We start from the raw sequence: 13,304 nt of genomic DNA on the forward strand, positions 1-13,304 counted from the left end.
CCTTGGCTCGGCTTGAGGGCTGTTTAGCCCGCGCAGGCGACAAGGAAAACCCCGTGCGCGCGGTCCGAAAAAGCGCGGCGGGCACGATCGGGTCAACAAACTGCCGCGATTGCCCCTGAAGATAAGTGAAACTTATCCTACATTGGATAGTATAAGCCCAACTTATGTGGAGCGCTGATATGCGCGGTCTCTTCGAGCGTGTGATCTCTGCCCTGCGCCGCCGCAGCCCGGAACGGGCCGAGGCGCGCTCGGCGGCAGGCGCGGGCCGTGGTCCGGTCGATCATGTCGTGTTGCTCGACGGGACGCTCGGCTCGCTGCGCGCCGACCGGCTGACCTCGATCGGGCTGATCTACCGCTTCCTGCGCCGGGCGGCGCCGAAAGTCTCGGTCTATTACGGGCGCGGCCTGCGCTGGCGCGACTGGCACGACATGTCGGATGTCTGGTTCGGCTGGGGCGTGAATCAGCAGATCTCCCGCGCCTATGGCTGGCTCGCGATGCGCTACCGCCCGGGCGACCGCATCTTCCTGATCGGCTATTCTAGGGGCGGCTTCGCTGCGCGCTCGCTGGCGGGGATGATCGGGCGGATCGGTCTGTTGCGCCCCGAACATGCGATCGAACGCAACACGCGGCTTGCATGGCGCCACTACGAGGAAGAGACGCCCGCGGACGTCCTCCAAAGCTTCCGCAACAGCCTGTGCCACGAGAATGTCGAGATCGAGATGGTCGGCGCCTTTGATACGGTGCAGGCGCTGGGCATCCGCGTGCCGTTCTTCTGGATCGTCAACGAGGAGCGCGTTCGCTTTCACGACCACCACCTGAGCGACCATGTGCGCCACGGGTTTCAGGCGCTCGCGCTCGACGAGCGGCGCTCTGTGCTGGAGCCGCTGGTGTGGGAAAGCGACGAGGGCGCTTCCGACGCCGATTCTTCCGCCACCCGGATCGAGCAGCGCTGGTTTCGCGGCGCCCATGGCGATATCGGCGGAATGCTCGGGCATTTCGCGGATGCGCGCCCGCTCGCCAATATTCCGCTCGTGTGGATGCTGGAGCGGGCGGAATCGCTGGGTCTGAGCCTGCCGCCCGGTTGGCAGGCGGAGTTCCCGCGCGATCCGAATGCGCCCTCGGTCGGCACCTGGACTGGCTGGGGCAAGCTGTTCTGGCTGCGCGCGCCGCGCGTCGTGGGGCGCGACCCCTCTGAAGGGCTGCATGAGAGCGTGGTCTTGCCCGAAGGCTCGCGCGCGATTTTCAGGCCGCGCATCCTGCGTCCCGAAATCCGTCGTCTCGCGCGCCGGTCCGAGCCTGTCTCAGAGGTCAGGCGTCATGACGAAACAGGTGGCGGTGCCGGTCGCGTAGAGGCGTCCATCCTCGGCGCCCCGGATCTCACCCCGCGCGACGCCGGTTGACCGGCCGATGTGATCGAGCTGTCCCACGCCGATCACCTCGGTGCCGGGCTTGATCGCGCGGATCAGGTTCACCTTGAATTCGAGCGTGGTCTGCGTCTGACCCTTCTTCAGTCCGGTGATCACCGAACAGGTCATCACCGTATCTAGCATCATCGCATACCAGCCGCCGTGAATGCCGCCATAGCCGTTGGTCTGCGGATGGCCCGGCGTCCCGCGGCAGACGACGCGGCCTTCCTCGGCCTCGGTGATCCGATAGGCCATCAGCTTCTGCACGGTGGGCGAGGGAACGTCGCCCGTCACCATCTTGCGAACGTAGTCGAGCCCCGACATCGAAAGCACCTCCTCGAGCGGGAGGAAATCTTCGGGGCCTTCGGCGAAATATTGGTCGGGCATCTTCGGGTCCTTTTCCGGGTCGGCACTAAGCTATCGTCGCCGAGCGGAAAGGAAAGGGGAGGTAGGTGTCGACCTGCGACCGAAGTGGCCTTAACTGCCCGGCGCCACGAAGTTCGAACGGATGCCGGCCGCAGCCTTCTGCATCTCCTTGAAGTCGGCGGTCGTGAAGGCCTCCTGCGTCTGCACCTTCGACAATGACCCCGAGCCAGCGGCGGCCATGATCGCCGGCAGCACCTTCTTCATGTCGTCGCCCGTGGCGATGATCAGAAAGTCACTCGGACCGGTGGTTATGTAGTAGTTTTCCAGTTTCCCCCCAGCCGCCTTTATCAGCGCGTCGATGGTCTCCCATCGGTCCGTCGGGCTGTCCATGAAGCCCTTTATGGCCTGAGGGGAGAAGCTCCCCGTGATCACGAAACGTCCCATGTGTTACCTCCCTAAAACGGACGCCAGTCATCGGCGCGATCTCGTCGGCAGATTTGAACTGGTTTCCGTTGGGTAAACATTATCACGACCGGCGCGATTTCCTGAGCGTCTTCTGGGCGGTGGTGTGGGCGTTGCGACAAGCGTCAGACGCGTGACGCATCACGACCAAAAAAGGAAAGGGGCCCAGCCGGGCCCCTTCGTTCAATCCATATGAGCACCCTTTCAGGCCACTTTCTCGAGCACCGTGTCAGGCGTCACACCCAGCGCGTGGCAGACGTCGCGGGTCAGGCCGGGACGGTTGAGCGTGTAGAAATGCAGGTCTTCCACGCCGCCCTCGATCAGCTTGTCGCACAGCTCGGTGCACAGCGCGGTCGCCAGAAGATGCTCGCGCCCGTCGCGGATCGCGGCCTCGAAGGCTTCCTCGACCCAGGCGGGGATGGAGGTGCCGCAGCTTTGCGCGAATTTCTTGGCGCCTTTCCACGACTGGATCGGCAGGATGCCGGGGATGATCTTGGCGTCGATCCCTTCGCGCTCGCAGGCATCGCGGAAGCGGAAGAAGGTCTCGGGCTCGAAGAAGAACTGGGTGATCGCCGAGGTCGCACCCGCCTCGACCTTGCGCTTGAGCCAGCGCACGTCGGCCATGTTGTCGGCGGCGTCCGGATGCCGTTCGGGATAGGCGCCGGCGCGGATCGTGAAGCGGCCATCCTCGGCCAGCGCCTCGATCAGTTCGACCGAAGAGGCGAAGCCCTCGGGATGCGGCGTGAAATGCTTGGCACCCTGCGGCGGGTCGCCCCGCAGCGCCACGATCTCGGTCACGCCGACCTCGGCATAGGCGTCCACGATGTCCATCGTCTCTGCCTTGGTCGCTTCCACGCAGGTCAGGTGGGCGGCGACATTGAGGCCATAATTCTTGTGGATCGTCCCCACCGCCTCGTGGGTCAGCTTGCGCGTCGTGCCGCCCGCGCCATAGGTCACGGAGGTGAACTCGGGTTTGAGCGGTGCCAGAACCTGCGCGGTTTCCCACAGCCGGAACGACGCATCGAGCGTCTTCGGCGGGAAAAATTCGAAACTGACCTTGGGCGTCGTCATGGGATTTTGTCCTTTCGTTCGCTCTCTTGTGCCAGATCGGGCTTTGTGAGACAAACTCATAATCCTCAAAATGGTTATGAGTGTAACAGCAAGATGCATCTCGAGTTCCGTCACCTGCGCACAATCAAGGCGATTCACGATGCCGGAGGGCTCGCGAAGGCAGCGGACGTTCTGCACATAACACAATCGGCGCTGTCGCACCAAATCAAAGGGCTGGAGGACCAGACCGGGGTGGAGCTGTTCGTGCGCCGCTCGAAGCCGCTGAAGCTCTCGGCGGCGGGGCAGAAGCTGTTGCGGCTGGCCGAACGCATCCTGCCCGAGATCGCGGCAACCGAGGCCGAGTTCGACGCGCTGCGGTCGGGGCGGGCGGGCCGTCTGCATATTGCGATCGAGTGCCACGCCTGTTTCGACTGGCTGTTTCCGGTGCTGGAGCGTTTCCGCCATGCCTGGCCCGATATCGACGTGGATATCCGGCCCGGTCTGGCTTTCAACGCGCTTCCCGCGCTGAGCCGCGAAGAGGTCGATCTGGTGATATCGTCGGATCCGGAAAAGATCGACGGCGTCACCTTCAATCCGCTTTTCGACTACGCGCCGACCTTCATCGCCGCCGCGAATTCACCGCTGGCGGCGAAGCCATATATCGAGGCGCAGGACTTCGCGGATCAGACGCTGATCACCTATCCGATCGACCGCGGTCGCTCGGACATCTTCACCCAGCTGCTCACGCCCGCACGGGTGGAGCCGAAAGCCGTGCGACAGGTGGAGCTGACGGCGGTGATCCTGATGCTGGTCGCCTCGAATCGCGGCGTGGCGGTGCTGCCCGACTGGGTGCTGCGCGAGGTGAAGTACCAGCCTGACTACATCACCAAACCTGTGACCGAACACGGGCTGACCAAGCGCCTTTACGCCGCGACGCGGTCCGAGGATGCCACCCAGCCCTTCATGGCGCATTTCCTGCGGCTTGCACGCACCGAGCCGGTGAAGCTTCAGCGTGCCTGATCCATCGGGCTTGTCCGAATATCCCGGGGGCTCGCGCAGCGAGCGGGGCAGAGCCCCTCCTCAGTTTGCCTTACGTGCCAAAGCTCTTGGATTTTCCGCGCAACCCCTGTAAGGCGACCGCTTGAAACGCGAAGGAGCCCAGAGATGCAAGGCAGCGCAAACCTCAACCTGATGATCAAGGCCGCCCGCAAGGCAGGCCGCTCGCTCGTCAAGGATTTCCGCGAGGTCGAGAACCTTCAGGTCTCCTCAAAGGGTCCGGGCGATTTCGTCTCGAAGGCCGATCGCGAAGCCGAGAAGATCATCAAGGACGAGCTGCGCGGCGCGCGCCCTTCTTATGGCTGGCTCGGCGAGGAGACCGGTGAAGAGGCGGGCGATGACCCGACCCGCCGCTGGATCGTCGACCCGCTCGACGGCACCACGAACTTCCTGCACGGCCTGCCGCATTGGGCGATCTCGATCGCGCTGGAGCATAAGGGCGAAATCATCGCGGCCGTGGTGTTTGACGCCGCGAAAGACGAGATGTATTTCGCCGAGAAGGGCCTCGGCGCCTACATGAACGACACGCGTCTGCGGGTCTCTGGCCGTCACAAGATGATCGAATCGATCTTCGCGACGGGCGTGCCCTTCGGCGGCAAGTCGACCCTTCCGGCGACGCTGCAGGACCTTGCGAAGCTGATGCCGCAATGCGCGGGCGTTCGTCGCTGGGGCGCGGCCTCGCTCGACCTCGCCTATGTCGCGGCGGGTCGCTACGAGGGCTATTGGGAGCGCGGGCTCAACGCCTGGGACATGGCCGCGGGGATTCTCCTCGTGAAAGAAGCGGGCGGTTTCGTGGAAGCAGTGCGCGAGGGGCGCGACGTTCTCGAATCGGGTTCGGTGATCGCGTCGAATGCTGAAATGTTCCCGGCTCTCACCAAGACGCTTCGGTCAAACGACTGAGAAATCTCTGAAAATTCGATGAGGTGGCGGAAGGTGAGCGAAAGTTCACTTTTCGTTCATTCCGTTGTGCCAGCCTGAAGCGGTTACCAGAAAGGGGATGCCGCCATGGTTGGACAGGAATTCGGGTCCGCGTCACTCGCGCTTGAACAGCGCGCATTGACTGCGCTGCACGGGCCGGGCGATTGCGCGGTCGAACGCGCGTTGGAGGAGTTACGGCAGGCGGTGTCCGATCTCGCCTTCGCCGAGGCCGCCGAGTTGATCGCGCGGCATCGGGTCGCCTTCCTGGACGAGATGATTTCGGGCTGCCTCGACGATGCCGAAACGGCGGAGGCGGACACTGCGGCGGCGCTGCGCACTGCGGCCGAGGGGCTTCAGGAGGAGCGGGCGACCGTGGCAGAGACCATGCCGCTGGAGCTTGCCCTGCGCGCCGACCAACGCGACGCGGCCTGCGATCGCATCCGTGCTGCGCAGCGGCGTCTGCGCAATATCTCACAAATGCCCCAGCATTTCGGCTGTGCCTGCGGCTTTGACTGTCCCTCTGAGGGCGACGGGGCGGGACCCTGCTCGGGGGTGGCAGAGCGAATCCAGCAGGCGCTCCGCTGTGATGCAGACGCCATCGCCGACATCGCCAGACAGGAAGCGCGCGCACGGCTCAGCGACGGTTTCGCGGCCTTGCCGGTCGCCGCGCCTCTCTCGTCCCGTTCCGGCGGCGACACGGTGTCCACGGCGGCGCAGGTCGCCCGCCGCCTTGTCGAGGATGCACGCCGAAAGTTGTGCTAAAGCGAAATCGGCAAGCCTGCCTCGCGCTCGCTGCTTGAGGCTATGCAGACGCAAAGATCGTGGTAGCCTGTCGTCGCGCAGAACGCGTATCGCAATGAGGGGCTGGAATGATTCAGGAATTCAAGGATTTCATCGCCAAGGGCAATGTCATGGACATGGCGGTGGGCATCATCATCGGCGCGGCCTTCACCGCCATCGTGACCTCGCTGGTCGGCGACATCATCAACCCGATCATCGGTCTGTTCACCGGAGGCGTTGATTTCACGAATAACTACGCCGTGCTCTCCGGCGAGGTTCCCACCGGGGCGAGCCTTGAAGAGGCGCGCAAGGCGGGTGCCTCGGTCTTCGCCTATGGCGCGTTCCTGATGGCGGTGATCAATTTCTTCATTATCGCCTTCGTGGTCTTCATGCTGGTGAAGATGGTCAACCGCATCAAGGCTGCGGCGGACAAGCCGGACGATGTCGCGCCCGAGGTGCATACCGGTCCGAGCCAGCTCGATGTGTTGCTCGAAATTCGCGACGCACTTCGGAAGTGATGGCGCGGCGCGCAGCGCCGCCTGAAGATAGAAGAACGGCCCGGGGCAAAGCGCCGGGCCGTCCTCGTCATGGGTGCAGTTGTTCTTGGCGTCGTGGCCTTTATTCGGCCGCGTGCATCACCGCGTCCGGCGCGTCGAACGGCAAGTCGAGCGCTTCGGCCACTGCCTTATAGGTCACCTTGCCGGCATGGACGTTAAGCCCCGCCGCGAGATGCGGATCCTCGGCACAGGCGCGCTCCCATCCCTTGTCGGCCAATGCGAGCAGGAAGGGCTGGGTCGCGTTCGACAGCGCGAGCGTCGCGGTGCGCGCGACCGCGCCGGGCATATTGGCCACGCAGTAATGCATGATGCCCTCGACCTCGTAGATCGGGTCGTCATGGGTGGTCGGGTGCGAGGTCTCGACGCAGCCGCCCTGATCGATCGCGACATCGACGATCGCCGCGCCGGGCTTCATCGTCTTGAGCATTTCGCGGGTGACCAGTTTCGGGGCGGCGGCCCCGGGGATCAGCACCGCCCCGATCACCAGATCGGAGGCCGCGACCAGCGCCTCGGTCTCGGCTTTCGAGGCATAGGCGGTGCGGAAGGTTCCGCCGAACGTGTCATCGAGATAGCGCAGACGCGGCAGCGACTTGTCGAGCACGGTCACATCCGCGCCCATCCCGGCAGCCACGCGCGCGGCGTTGGTGCCCACGACGCCGCCGCCGATCACGACGACCTTCGCGGGCGACACGCCGGGCACGCCGCCCAACAGCACACCGCGCCCACCATTGGCCTTCTGTAGGGTCCACGCGCCCATCTGCGGCGCGAGGCGACCAGCCACCTCGGACATCGGCGCGAGCAGCGGCAGGGTGCCGTCCTTCGCCGTCACCGTCTCGTAGGCGATGCAGGTCGCGCCCGCTTTCATCAGGTCATGAGTCTGCGCCGGGTCGGCGGCCAGATGCAGATAGGTGAACAGAAGCTGGCCTTCGCGGAGCATCGCGCGCTCGGAGGCCTGCGGCTCTTTCACCTTCACGATCATCTCGGCCTCGGCGAATACCTTTGCCGCATCGCCGAGGATCTTCGCGCCGGCGGCCTCGTAATCGCTGTCATTGAAACCCGCGCCCAGGCCTGCGCCGGTTTCCACCAGCACTTCGTGGCCATGGGCGACCGCCTCTTGCGCCGCGGCCGGGGTCAGCCCGACGCGGAATTCCTGCGCCTTGATTTCGCGTACGGTTCCGATCTTCATCGCGTGTCCTCCTCCAAAACATGGAAACGTCCTGCGATCAGTATGCGCTCCGTCACAAGCAAGTGCTTTGCCATTTGGCGGTTGTGGATGGGGTGGGCCGCTCGTATCTTCGATAAAATACGTGAATAGCGGCAGGATATTGCATGAGCGACAAGCTGGACGCGACAGATCGTCGGTTGCTGGAGGTTTTGCAGCGGCAGGGGCGAATCTCCAATGCCGAGTTGAGCGAGCGGGTGAACCTCTCGCCCTCGGCCTGTCACCGGCGGGTGCAGCGACTGGAGGAGGAGGGTTACATCCGCGATTACGTCGCCCTGCTGAACCCGCGCAAGCTGGGGCGGACCACGACGGTCTATGTCGAGATCAAGCTGTCCAGTCAGGCCGACGAGGTTCTGGATGCCTTCGAGAAGGGTGTGCAGCAGGTCCCGGAGGTGCTCGAATGTCATCTGATGGCGGGGGCTGCGGATTACCTTCTGAAAGTGGTCGCCGCCGATGCCGAGGATTTTGCGCGGCTGCACCGTGCGAAGCTGGCCAACATTCCGGGCGTGGCGCAGATCCAGTCGAGCTTCTCGCTCAAATGCGTGGTCTCCACCACGGCGATGCCGGTCTGAGAGTCAGGCGCGCCAGAAGCGCGGCAGGAATACGACGAGGATCGCGAGCATCCCGATCCGGCCCAGCAGCATTGCGAGGGTCAATAGCCAGGTCGCGGCGTCGCTGAAGTCGATCATCGTGCCGGTGCGATCGGTCAGCGGGCCGACCCCGTAGCCTATATTGCCGAGAGCCCCCCAGGTCGCGAAGATGGCCGAGACGAAATCGGCCCCGGTCATCGAAATCCCGACCGAGATCAGGCCCAGCGTCAGGATGTAGCCGGTAAAATAGAGGATCAGAGAGGAGAGGATGTCTTCCTCCAGCAGCCTTTCGCCGAGGCGCGGCTGCAGTACCCGATGCGGCATCTGCAATCGGCGCACGGCGGCGCGGATCACCGCGCCGAGTGCCTGCCAGCGAAAAACTGACAGCGCGCCCGAGCTGGACCCGGTGCAGCCGCCGATCAGCCCGACCCAATAGGCCAGCACCATCGCGAAGCTGCCCCAATTCGAGACGTTGGCCGTGCCGAAGCCGGTGCCGGTCATGATCGAGGACAGGTTGAAAGCGGCGGAACGGAAGGTCGGCTCGATCCCGTCGGGCGCGTGGGTGTAGAGCCAGATCAGGAGGGCCGCGAGCGCGAGGCCGAACCAACGAAAGAAGGCGTGGATTTGCGGGTCGTCCCAGAACGGGCGCAGGTCGCCTCGGCCAAGCTGGACATAGCGGATGAAGGGCAAGGCCGAACCCAGCATGAAGACGACGCCCGCATATTGCGATCCGGGCGAGAAGTTCGCGAAGGAGCTGTCATGCGTGCCGAAGCCCCCGGTCGCGATCGTCGCCATTGCGTAGCAGATCGCGTCGAAGGAGGTCATGCCCGTGGCGGTGTAGCTGATCGCGCAGGCCAGGGTCAGCGAAACATAGACCCAGAGCAGCGAGCGCGCGATGCTATGGGCGCGCGGCATGACCTTGCCCAGCGTGTCGAAGCCTTCCGCCTGGAAATAACGCATGCCGCCGATGCGGAGCACCGGCAGGAAGATCATCGCGACGAAGGCGATCCCGAGCCCGCCGAACCAGTTCAGCATCCCGCGCCACAACACGACACCGCGTGGCAGCGTGTCGAGATGTTCGAAGACGGTGTAGCCGGTCGTGGTGATGCCCGAGGCGGCTTCGAAATAGGCATTCGTCCAGGTCGCGCGCGGTGCGCCTTCGATGAAAGGGAGGGCGGCGAAGATCGGCAGGCCGAGCCAGATCGCCGCGGTGAGCAGATAGGCCTGCCGCGTGGTGAGCCCGCTCGCGCTCTTGGTGCGGGTCGCGAGCGCGAGAGCGCCCCCGATCAGCGCAGTCTCGAACGCCGCTTCCAGGAAGTCCTGCCAGTTCGGGTTGAGGTCGCTGAAATCCAGCGCCGCGGGCACCAGCATAGCGGTTCCGAGGGCTGTGACGATCAGGCCAAAGAGGTGCAGGACGGGCCGGATATCGGACATTTGAAAGCGGTTCCCGCCAGAGCGAAGTGCTGGCGCTAGGGTAGGGGGCGCAGCGCTTTAGGCAAGATCAAAGCGGCGGCGATTGCGCTTTCTTGTAGCGGTGTCCTCCAGAAACCAAAAACCCCCGCGGCCAAGCCTCGGGGGTCATCGGTGCGGGCAAGCCCGCCAGCATTTTCAGGCGCCTTTTCAGACGCGGAGCGGTGCGCTTAGAGCGCGCCTTCGCGCTGAGCCTTCTTACGTGCCAGTTTACGGGCACGGCGGACGGCTTCGGCTTTCTCGCGCGCTTTTTTGACCGAGGGTTTCTCGAAATGCTGCTTGAGCTTCATTTCGCGGAACACACCCTCGCGCTGAAGCTTTTTCTTCAGAGCACGGAGCGCCTGTTCGACGTTGTTGTCGCGAACGCTGACCTGCATGTGGTGTCACCACCTTCCTAAGTTAGAGTTGCAGTTGCTTGCAGGAGCGCTCCATATAGTCACCAAAAGGCGGTTTGTCTACCGTCAAAGCTGAGAGAGGAAACGCGATGAAAAACGACCATCTCGATATGGAACGCACGCGGTCCGAGCTGTTGGCGGCGATCAAGCCGCATGTCCCTTTCGATGGCTGGTCCGAGCCTGCCTTCAAGCTCGCAGTGTCCGATCTGGGGCTCGATCCGGGGTTGGCGCGGGTCGTGTGTCCGCGTGGTGCCGTCGATCTGGCGGTGGCCTATCACCGCGAGGGCGATGCCGAAATGCTCAGGCGTCTGGAAGAGGCGGATCTGTCGGGACTGAAGTTCCGCGACCGGATCGCGACTGCCGTGCGCTTCCGTCTGGAAGAGGCCGATCCGGAGCTGGTGCGCCGTGGCGCCGCGATCTTCGCGCTGCCGCAGAACGCCACGACCGGCTCGAAGCTGATCTGGGAAACGTCGGACAAGATCTGGCGCGCGCTGGGTGATATCAGCGAGGATTACAACTGGTACACGAAGCGGATGACGCTTTCGGGGGTCTATAGCTCAACGGTGCTCTACTGGATGGGCGACGAGAGCGAGGGCAAGGGTGACACCTGGGCCTTCCTCGACCGCCGGATCGAGGATGTGATGCAGTTCGAGAAGGTGAAGGGGGCCGCGATGAAGCTGCCCTTCCTGCCGAAACTCCTTGGCGGCATCCGTGCGCCCAAGGGCAATGCCGACATGCCGGGTCGGGAGGCGCAGTAATGGAGCCTGTCGAGATGCCGACCGAGATGCGCTGCGTCGAGATTTCCGAACATGGCAAGCCGGAGGTGCTGAAGGAAGTGACCCGCGCCGTGCCGGTCGCGGGACATGGCGAGATCCTGATCGAGGTGGCCTATGCCGGAGTGAACCGCCCGGACGCGCTGCAGCGTGCGGGCGCCTACAATCCGCCGCCCGGCGCGTCGGATCTGCCGGGGCTGGAATGCTCGGGTCGGGTCGCAGCGATCGGCCCGGGCGTCACCGATTGGGAGATTGGCGACGAGGTCTGCGCGCTGCTGCCCGGTGGCGGATACGCGGAATACGCGACCTGCCCGGCGGAACATGCGTTACCCGTGCCCGCCGGGCTCGATCTGAAATCGGCGGCCTGCCTTCCCGAGACCTGCTTCACCGTCTGGTCGACCGTTGTGATGCGCGGCGGCTTGCAGGCGGGCGAGCGGTTCCTCGTGCATGGCGGCTCGTCGGGCATCGGCACCACCGCGATCCAGATCGCGACGGCGCTGGGTGCGCGGGTGTTCACCACCGCCGGGTCAGCGGAGAAATGCGCGGTCTGCGAAGAACTCGGCGCGACCGCGATCAACTACAAGACCGGCGATTTCGTCGACGTGCTGAAGGCCGAAGGCGGGGCGAACCTCGTGCTCGACATGGTGGGCGGCGACTATATCGCGCGCAACATCAAGGCGATGGCCGATGACGCGCGGCTGGTCTTCATCGCTTTCCTCGGCGGTCCGAAGGCTGAAATCAATTTTGCGCAGGTCATGGCGAAGCGGCTGACGCTTACCGGAGCGACGCTGCGCCCGCAATCGGTTGCGGCCAAGGCAGAGATCGCGCGGCAATTGAACGCCAATGTCTGGCCGATGATCAATTCGGGCAAACTGCGGGTGATCCATGACAGCAGCTTCCCGCTGGCCGAGGCCGCAAAAGCTCATACCCGGATGGAGACGAGCCAGCATATTGGCAAGATCGTGTTGGAAGTTGCGGGCGGCTGAACTTTCGTGAAGCGCGCGCCGGGTGTATGCTTGCGGCGCGCGCGAACCAACGAGGGGAGGCAGTCATGAGCGAAGGACGCTTTGAATTTCTGGATGGATTTCCGGCGGATGTGCTGGCTTTCGAAGCCAAAGGCACGATCGGTGCGGAAGCCTACGAAAAACACCTCATCCCGGCGGTGGAGAAGAAGATCGCCGCCGAGGGAAAGGTGAAGCTACTCTATATCATCGGGGAAGAATTCGACGGCTACACTGCGAAGGGAGCATGGGACGACACCAAGCTGGGCCTGTCGCATCTGGGCGATTTCGCCGCCGTGGCGCTGGTCAGCGATGTCGACTGGATCCGCTGGGGCATTCAGGCCTTCGCGCCGATGATCCCCGGCACGGTCAAGCTGTTTCATCTCAGCGAGCTCGAGCAGGCGAAAGCGTGGATCTGTTCCTCGGGCAAGCCGGAGGAAGATCACAGTCACGACGTCGCGGCGACACACAAGCTGCCGACGCTGGAAGATCGTCAGCCGCCGCTCGACGAATAGCGCCTCAGCGCACCTTTTCCATCAGCGCGTTCGACAGGCTGCAATCGCGGATCGTATCGGCCCCGCAGCGGCGCGGCTCCAGCTCCTTGGTCAGGCAGATGCGCGCTTCTTGGATGCGTCCGGATTTGCAGGTGATGGTGATCTCGTCGGCATCGAGGCCAGGATTGGCCTCGAGAAACGCCTGCTCGACCACTTTCGCGGGCAATCTTACGTCGCGGTCGAGGTTCGCCAGCACGCGCGGAATTTCGATGCTCTCGTAAGCCTTGCGCTCCAACGCGAAGTAATCCGTGGCGGACAGCCCCGAGCAGCGCCCGTGCTTCTTCCACTCGTACCACGCCAGCCCCGGCGCGCCGGTCAGGTCCTCTATCGCCGCGGTCTGCTGGCGCGACGGATCGCGCTGCGGCGTGCGGCAGAAGCTGGGCCAGCCGGTCTCGTATTGCGGCCAGAGCCCGTGCAGCACGAAGCCGCGATCCTCCGCCGGGTCACATTGCGGCGAGTTGCGCGCGTCGCCGGTCAGCGCGCACCACGTGGGCGACCAGCTGAGCGAGAGGAGGTAATAGTCGAAATCGCCCGCGCGCTCGCCCTCGGCGGAGACGCTGGATGTGAGGGTCGAAAGCGCAAGCAGGGCTGCGGTCAGAAGGCTCAAACGAGTCATTTTCTCTTTTCTCCTGACGCGCGATTGACTATATGAGGCGGCAATTCCCCTTCCAGAAATGGACCGCGGCAGGGAAATCTCGCGCCGC

General features: G+C 64.2%; 16 protein-coding genes. 9 read left to right on the plus strand and 7 right to left on the minus strand.

Annotated elements, in window-relative coordinates; translation table 11 throughout:
• The first annotated feature begins 179 nt into the window (after nt 1-179).
• On the plus strand, nt 180-1,400 hold the full coding sequence (locus tag B6V75_RS09075) for a DUF2235 domain-containing protein (protein ID WP_088719490.1): 1,221 nt from the start codon (nt 180-182) through the stop codon (nt 1,398-1,400).
• Here B6V75_RS09075 and B6V75_RS09080 read toward each other — a convergent pair.
• The 3 genes from B6V75_RS09080 to metF form a co-directional block, all read right to left on the minus strand.
• A complete protein-coding gene (locus B6V75_RS09080) occupies nt 1,302-1,793 on the minus strand; it encodes a PaaI family thioesterase (RefSeq protein ID WP_075773883.1) in 492 nt (163 codons plus the stop codon). The two genes, B6V75_RS09075 and B6V75_RS09080, sit on opposite strands and share 99 nt — an antisense overlap.
• Before the next feature lie 90 nt (nt 1,794-1,883).
• Nucleotides 1,884-2,216 (minus strand): GYD domain-containing protein, encoded by a 333-nt coding sequence (locus B6V75_RS09085; protein WP_088719491.1) that lies wholly within the window; start codon nt 2,214-2,216, stop codon nt 1,884-1,886.
• Between the two features lie 222 nt (nt 2,217-2,438).
• The gene (gene metF / locus B6V75_RS09090; protein ID WP_075773885.1) at nt 2,439-3,305 is read right to left on the minus strand and encodes a methylenetetrahydrofolate reductase [NAD(P)H]; all 867 of its coding nucleotides are present in this window, start codon (nt 3,303-3,305) and stop codon (nt 2,439-2,441) included.
• 93 nt (nt 3,306-3,398) lie between these two features.
• On the opposite strand from metF, the gene B6V75_RS09095 reads away from it, so the two are divergent.
• The 4 genes from B6V75_RS09095 (at nt 3,399) to mscL (ending at nt 6,556) form a co-directional block, all read left to right on the plus strand.
• Nucleotides 3,399-4,304, plus strand: coding sequence for a LysR family transcriptional regulator (locus B6V75_RS09095; protein WP_075773886.1), 906 nt, complete (start codon nt 3,399-3,401; stop codon nt 4,302-4,304).
• A 144-nt stretch (nt 4,305-4,448) separates the two neighbouring features.
• Nucleotides 4,449-5,240 carry an inositol monophosphatase family protein gene (locus tag B6V75_RS09100; RefSeq protein WP_088719492.1) on the plus strand — a complete coding sequence of 264 codons (792 nt, stop codon included), beginning with the start codon at nt 4,449-4,451 and terminating at the stop codon, nt 5,238-5,240.
• A gap of 105 nt (nt 5,241-5,345) precedes the next feature.
• Nucleotides 5,346-6,020 (plus strand): hypothetical protein, encoded by a 675-nt coding sequence (locus B6V75_RS09105; RefSeq protein ID WP_088719493.1) that lies wholly within the window; start codon nt 5,346-5,348, stop codon nt 6,018-6,020.
• A 107-nt stretch (nt 6,021-6,127) separates the two neighbouring features.
• Nucleotides 6,128-6,556 (plus strand): large conductance mechanosensitive channel protein MscL, encoded by a 429-nt coding sequence (gene mscL / locus B6V75_RS09110; protein WP_088719494.1) that lies wholly within the window; start codon nt 6,128-6,130, stop codon nt 6,554-6,556.
• Nucleotides 6,557-6,656: 100 nt separating this feature from the next.
• On the opposite strand, the gene ald is transcribed toward mscL, so the two are convergent.
• Nucleotides 6,657-7,781, minus strand: a complete 1,125-nt coding sequence (gene ald, locus B6V75_RS09115; RefSeq protein ID WP_088719495.1) for an alanine dehydrogenase — start codon at nt 7,779-7,781, stop codon at nt 6,657-6,659.
• Nucleotides 7,782-7,924: 143 nt separating this feature from the next.
• Between ald and B6V75_RS09120 the strand changes: the two genes are divergently transcribed.
• The gene (locus B6V75_RS09120; RefSeq protein ID WP_075773891.1) at nt 7,925-8,389 is read left to right on the plus strand and encodes an Lrp/AsnC family transcriptional regulator; all 465 of its coding nucleotides are present in this window, start codon (nt 7,925-7,927) and stop codon (nt 8,387-8,389) included.
• A gap of 3 nt (nt 8,390-8,392) precedes the next feature.
• Here B6V75_RS09120 and B6V75_RS09125 read toward each other — a convergent pair whose 3' ends face one another.
• Together B6V75_RS09125 and rpsU are read right to left on the minus strand one after the other, a co-directional pair.
• A complete protein-coding gene (locus B6V75_RS09125) occupies nt 8,393-9,841 on the minus strand; it encodes a TrkH family potassium uptake protein (protein WP_088719496.1) in 1,449 nt (482 codons plus the stop codon).
• 206 nt (nt 9,842-10,047) lie between these two features.
• A complete protein-coding gene (gene rpsU, locus B6V75_RS09130; protein ID WP_011748553.1) occupies nt 10,048-10,254 on the minus strand; it encodes a 30S ribosomal protein S21 in 207 nt (68 codons plus the stop codon).
• A gap of 107 nt (nt 10,255-10,361) precedes the next feature.
• Here rpsU and B6V75_RS09135 point away from each other — a divergent pair, with 107 nt between their 5' ends.
• The 3 genes from B6V75_RS09135 (at nt 10,362) to B6V75_RS09145 (ending at nt 12,561) form a co-directional block, all read left to right on the plus strand.
• Nucleotides 10,362-11,030, plus strand: a complete 669-nt coding sequence (locus tag B6V75_RS09135; protein ID WP_088719497.1) for a COQ9 family protein — start codon at nt 10,362-10,364, stop codon at nt 11,028-11,030.
• A 14-nt stretch (nt 11,031-11,044) separates the two neighbouring features.
• Entirely contained in the window at nt 11,045-12,031 is a 987-nt protein-coding gene (locus tag B6V75_RS09140; protein ID WP_088719754.1) for an NAD(P)H-quinone oxidoreductase, read from the plus strand.
• A gap of 65 nt (nt 12,032-12,096) precedes the next feature.
• Complete coding sequence (locus tag B6V75_RS09145) at nt 12,097-12,561, plus strand: STAS/SEC14 domain-containing protein (protein ID WP_168174461.1); 465 nt, start codon at nt 12,097-12,099, stop codon at nt 12,559-12,561.
• A 4-nt stretch (nt 12,562-12,565) separates the two neighbouring features.
• Here B6V75_RS09145 and B6V75_RS09150 read toward each other — a convergent pair whose 3' ends face one another.
• Nucleotides 12,566-13,216, minus strand: coding sequence for a ribonuclease T2 (locus B6V75_RS09150; RefSeq protein WP_088719499.1), 651 nt, complete (start codon nt 13,214-13,216; stop codon nt 12,566-12,568).
• Nucleotides 13,217-13,304: the final 88 nt, after the last annotated feature.

The organism is Thioclava sp. F1Mire-8 (genome assembly GCF_002213165.1).
GTDB lineage: Bacteria > Pseudomonadota > Alphaproteobacteria > Rhodobacterales > Rhodobacteraceae > Thioclava > Thioclava nitratireducens.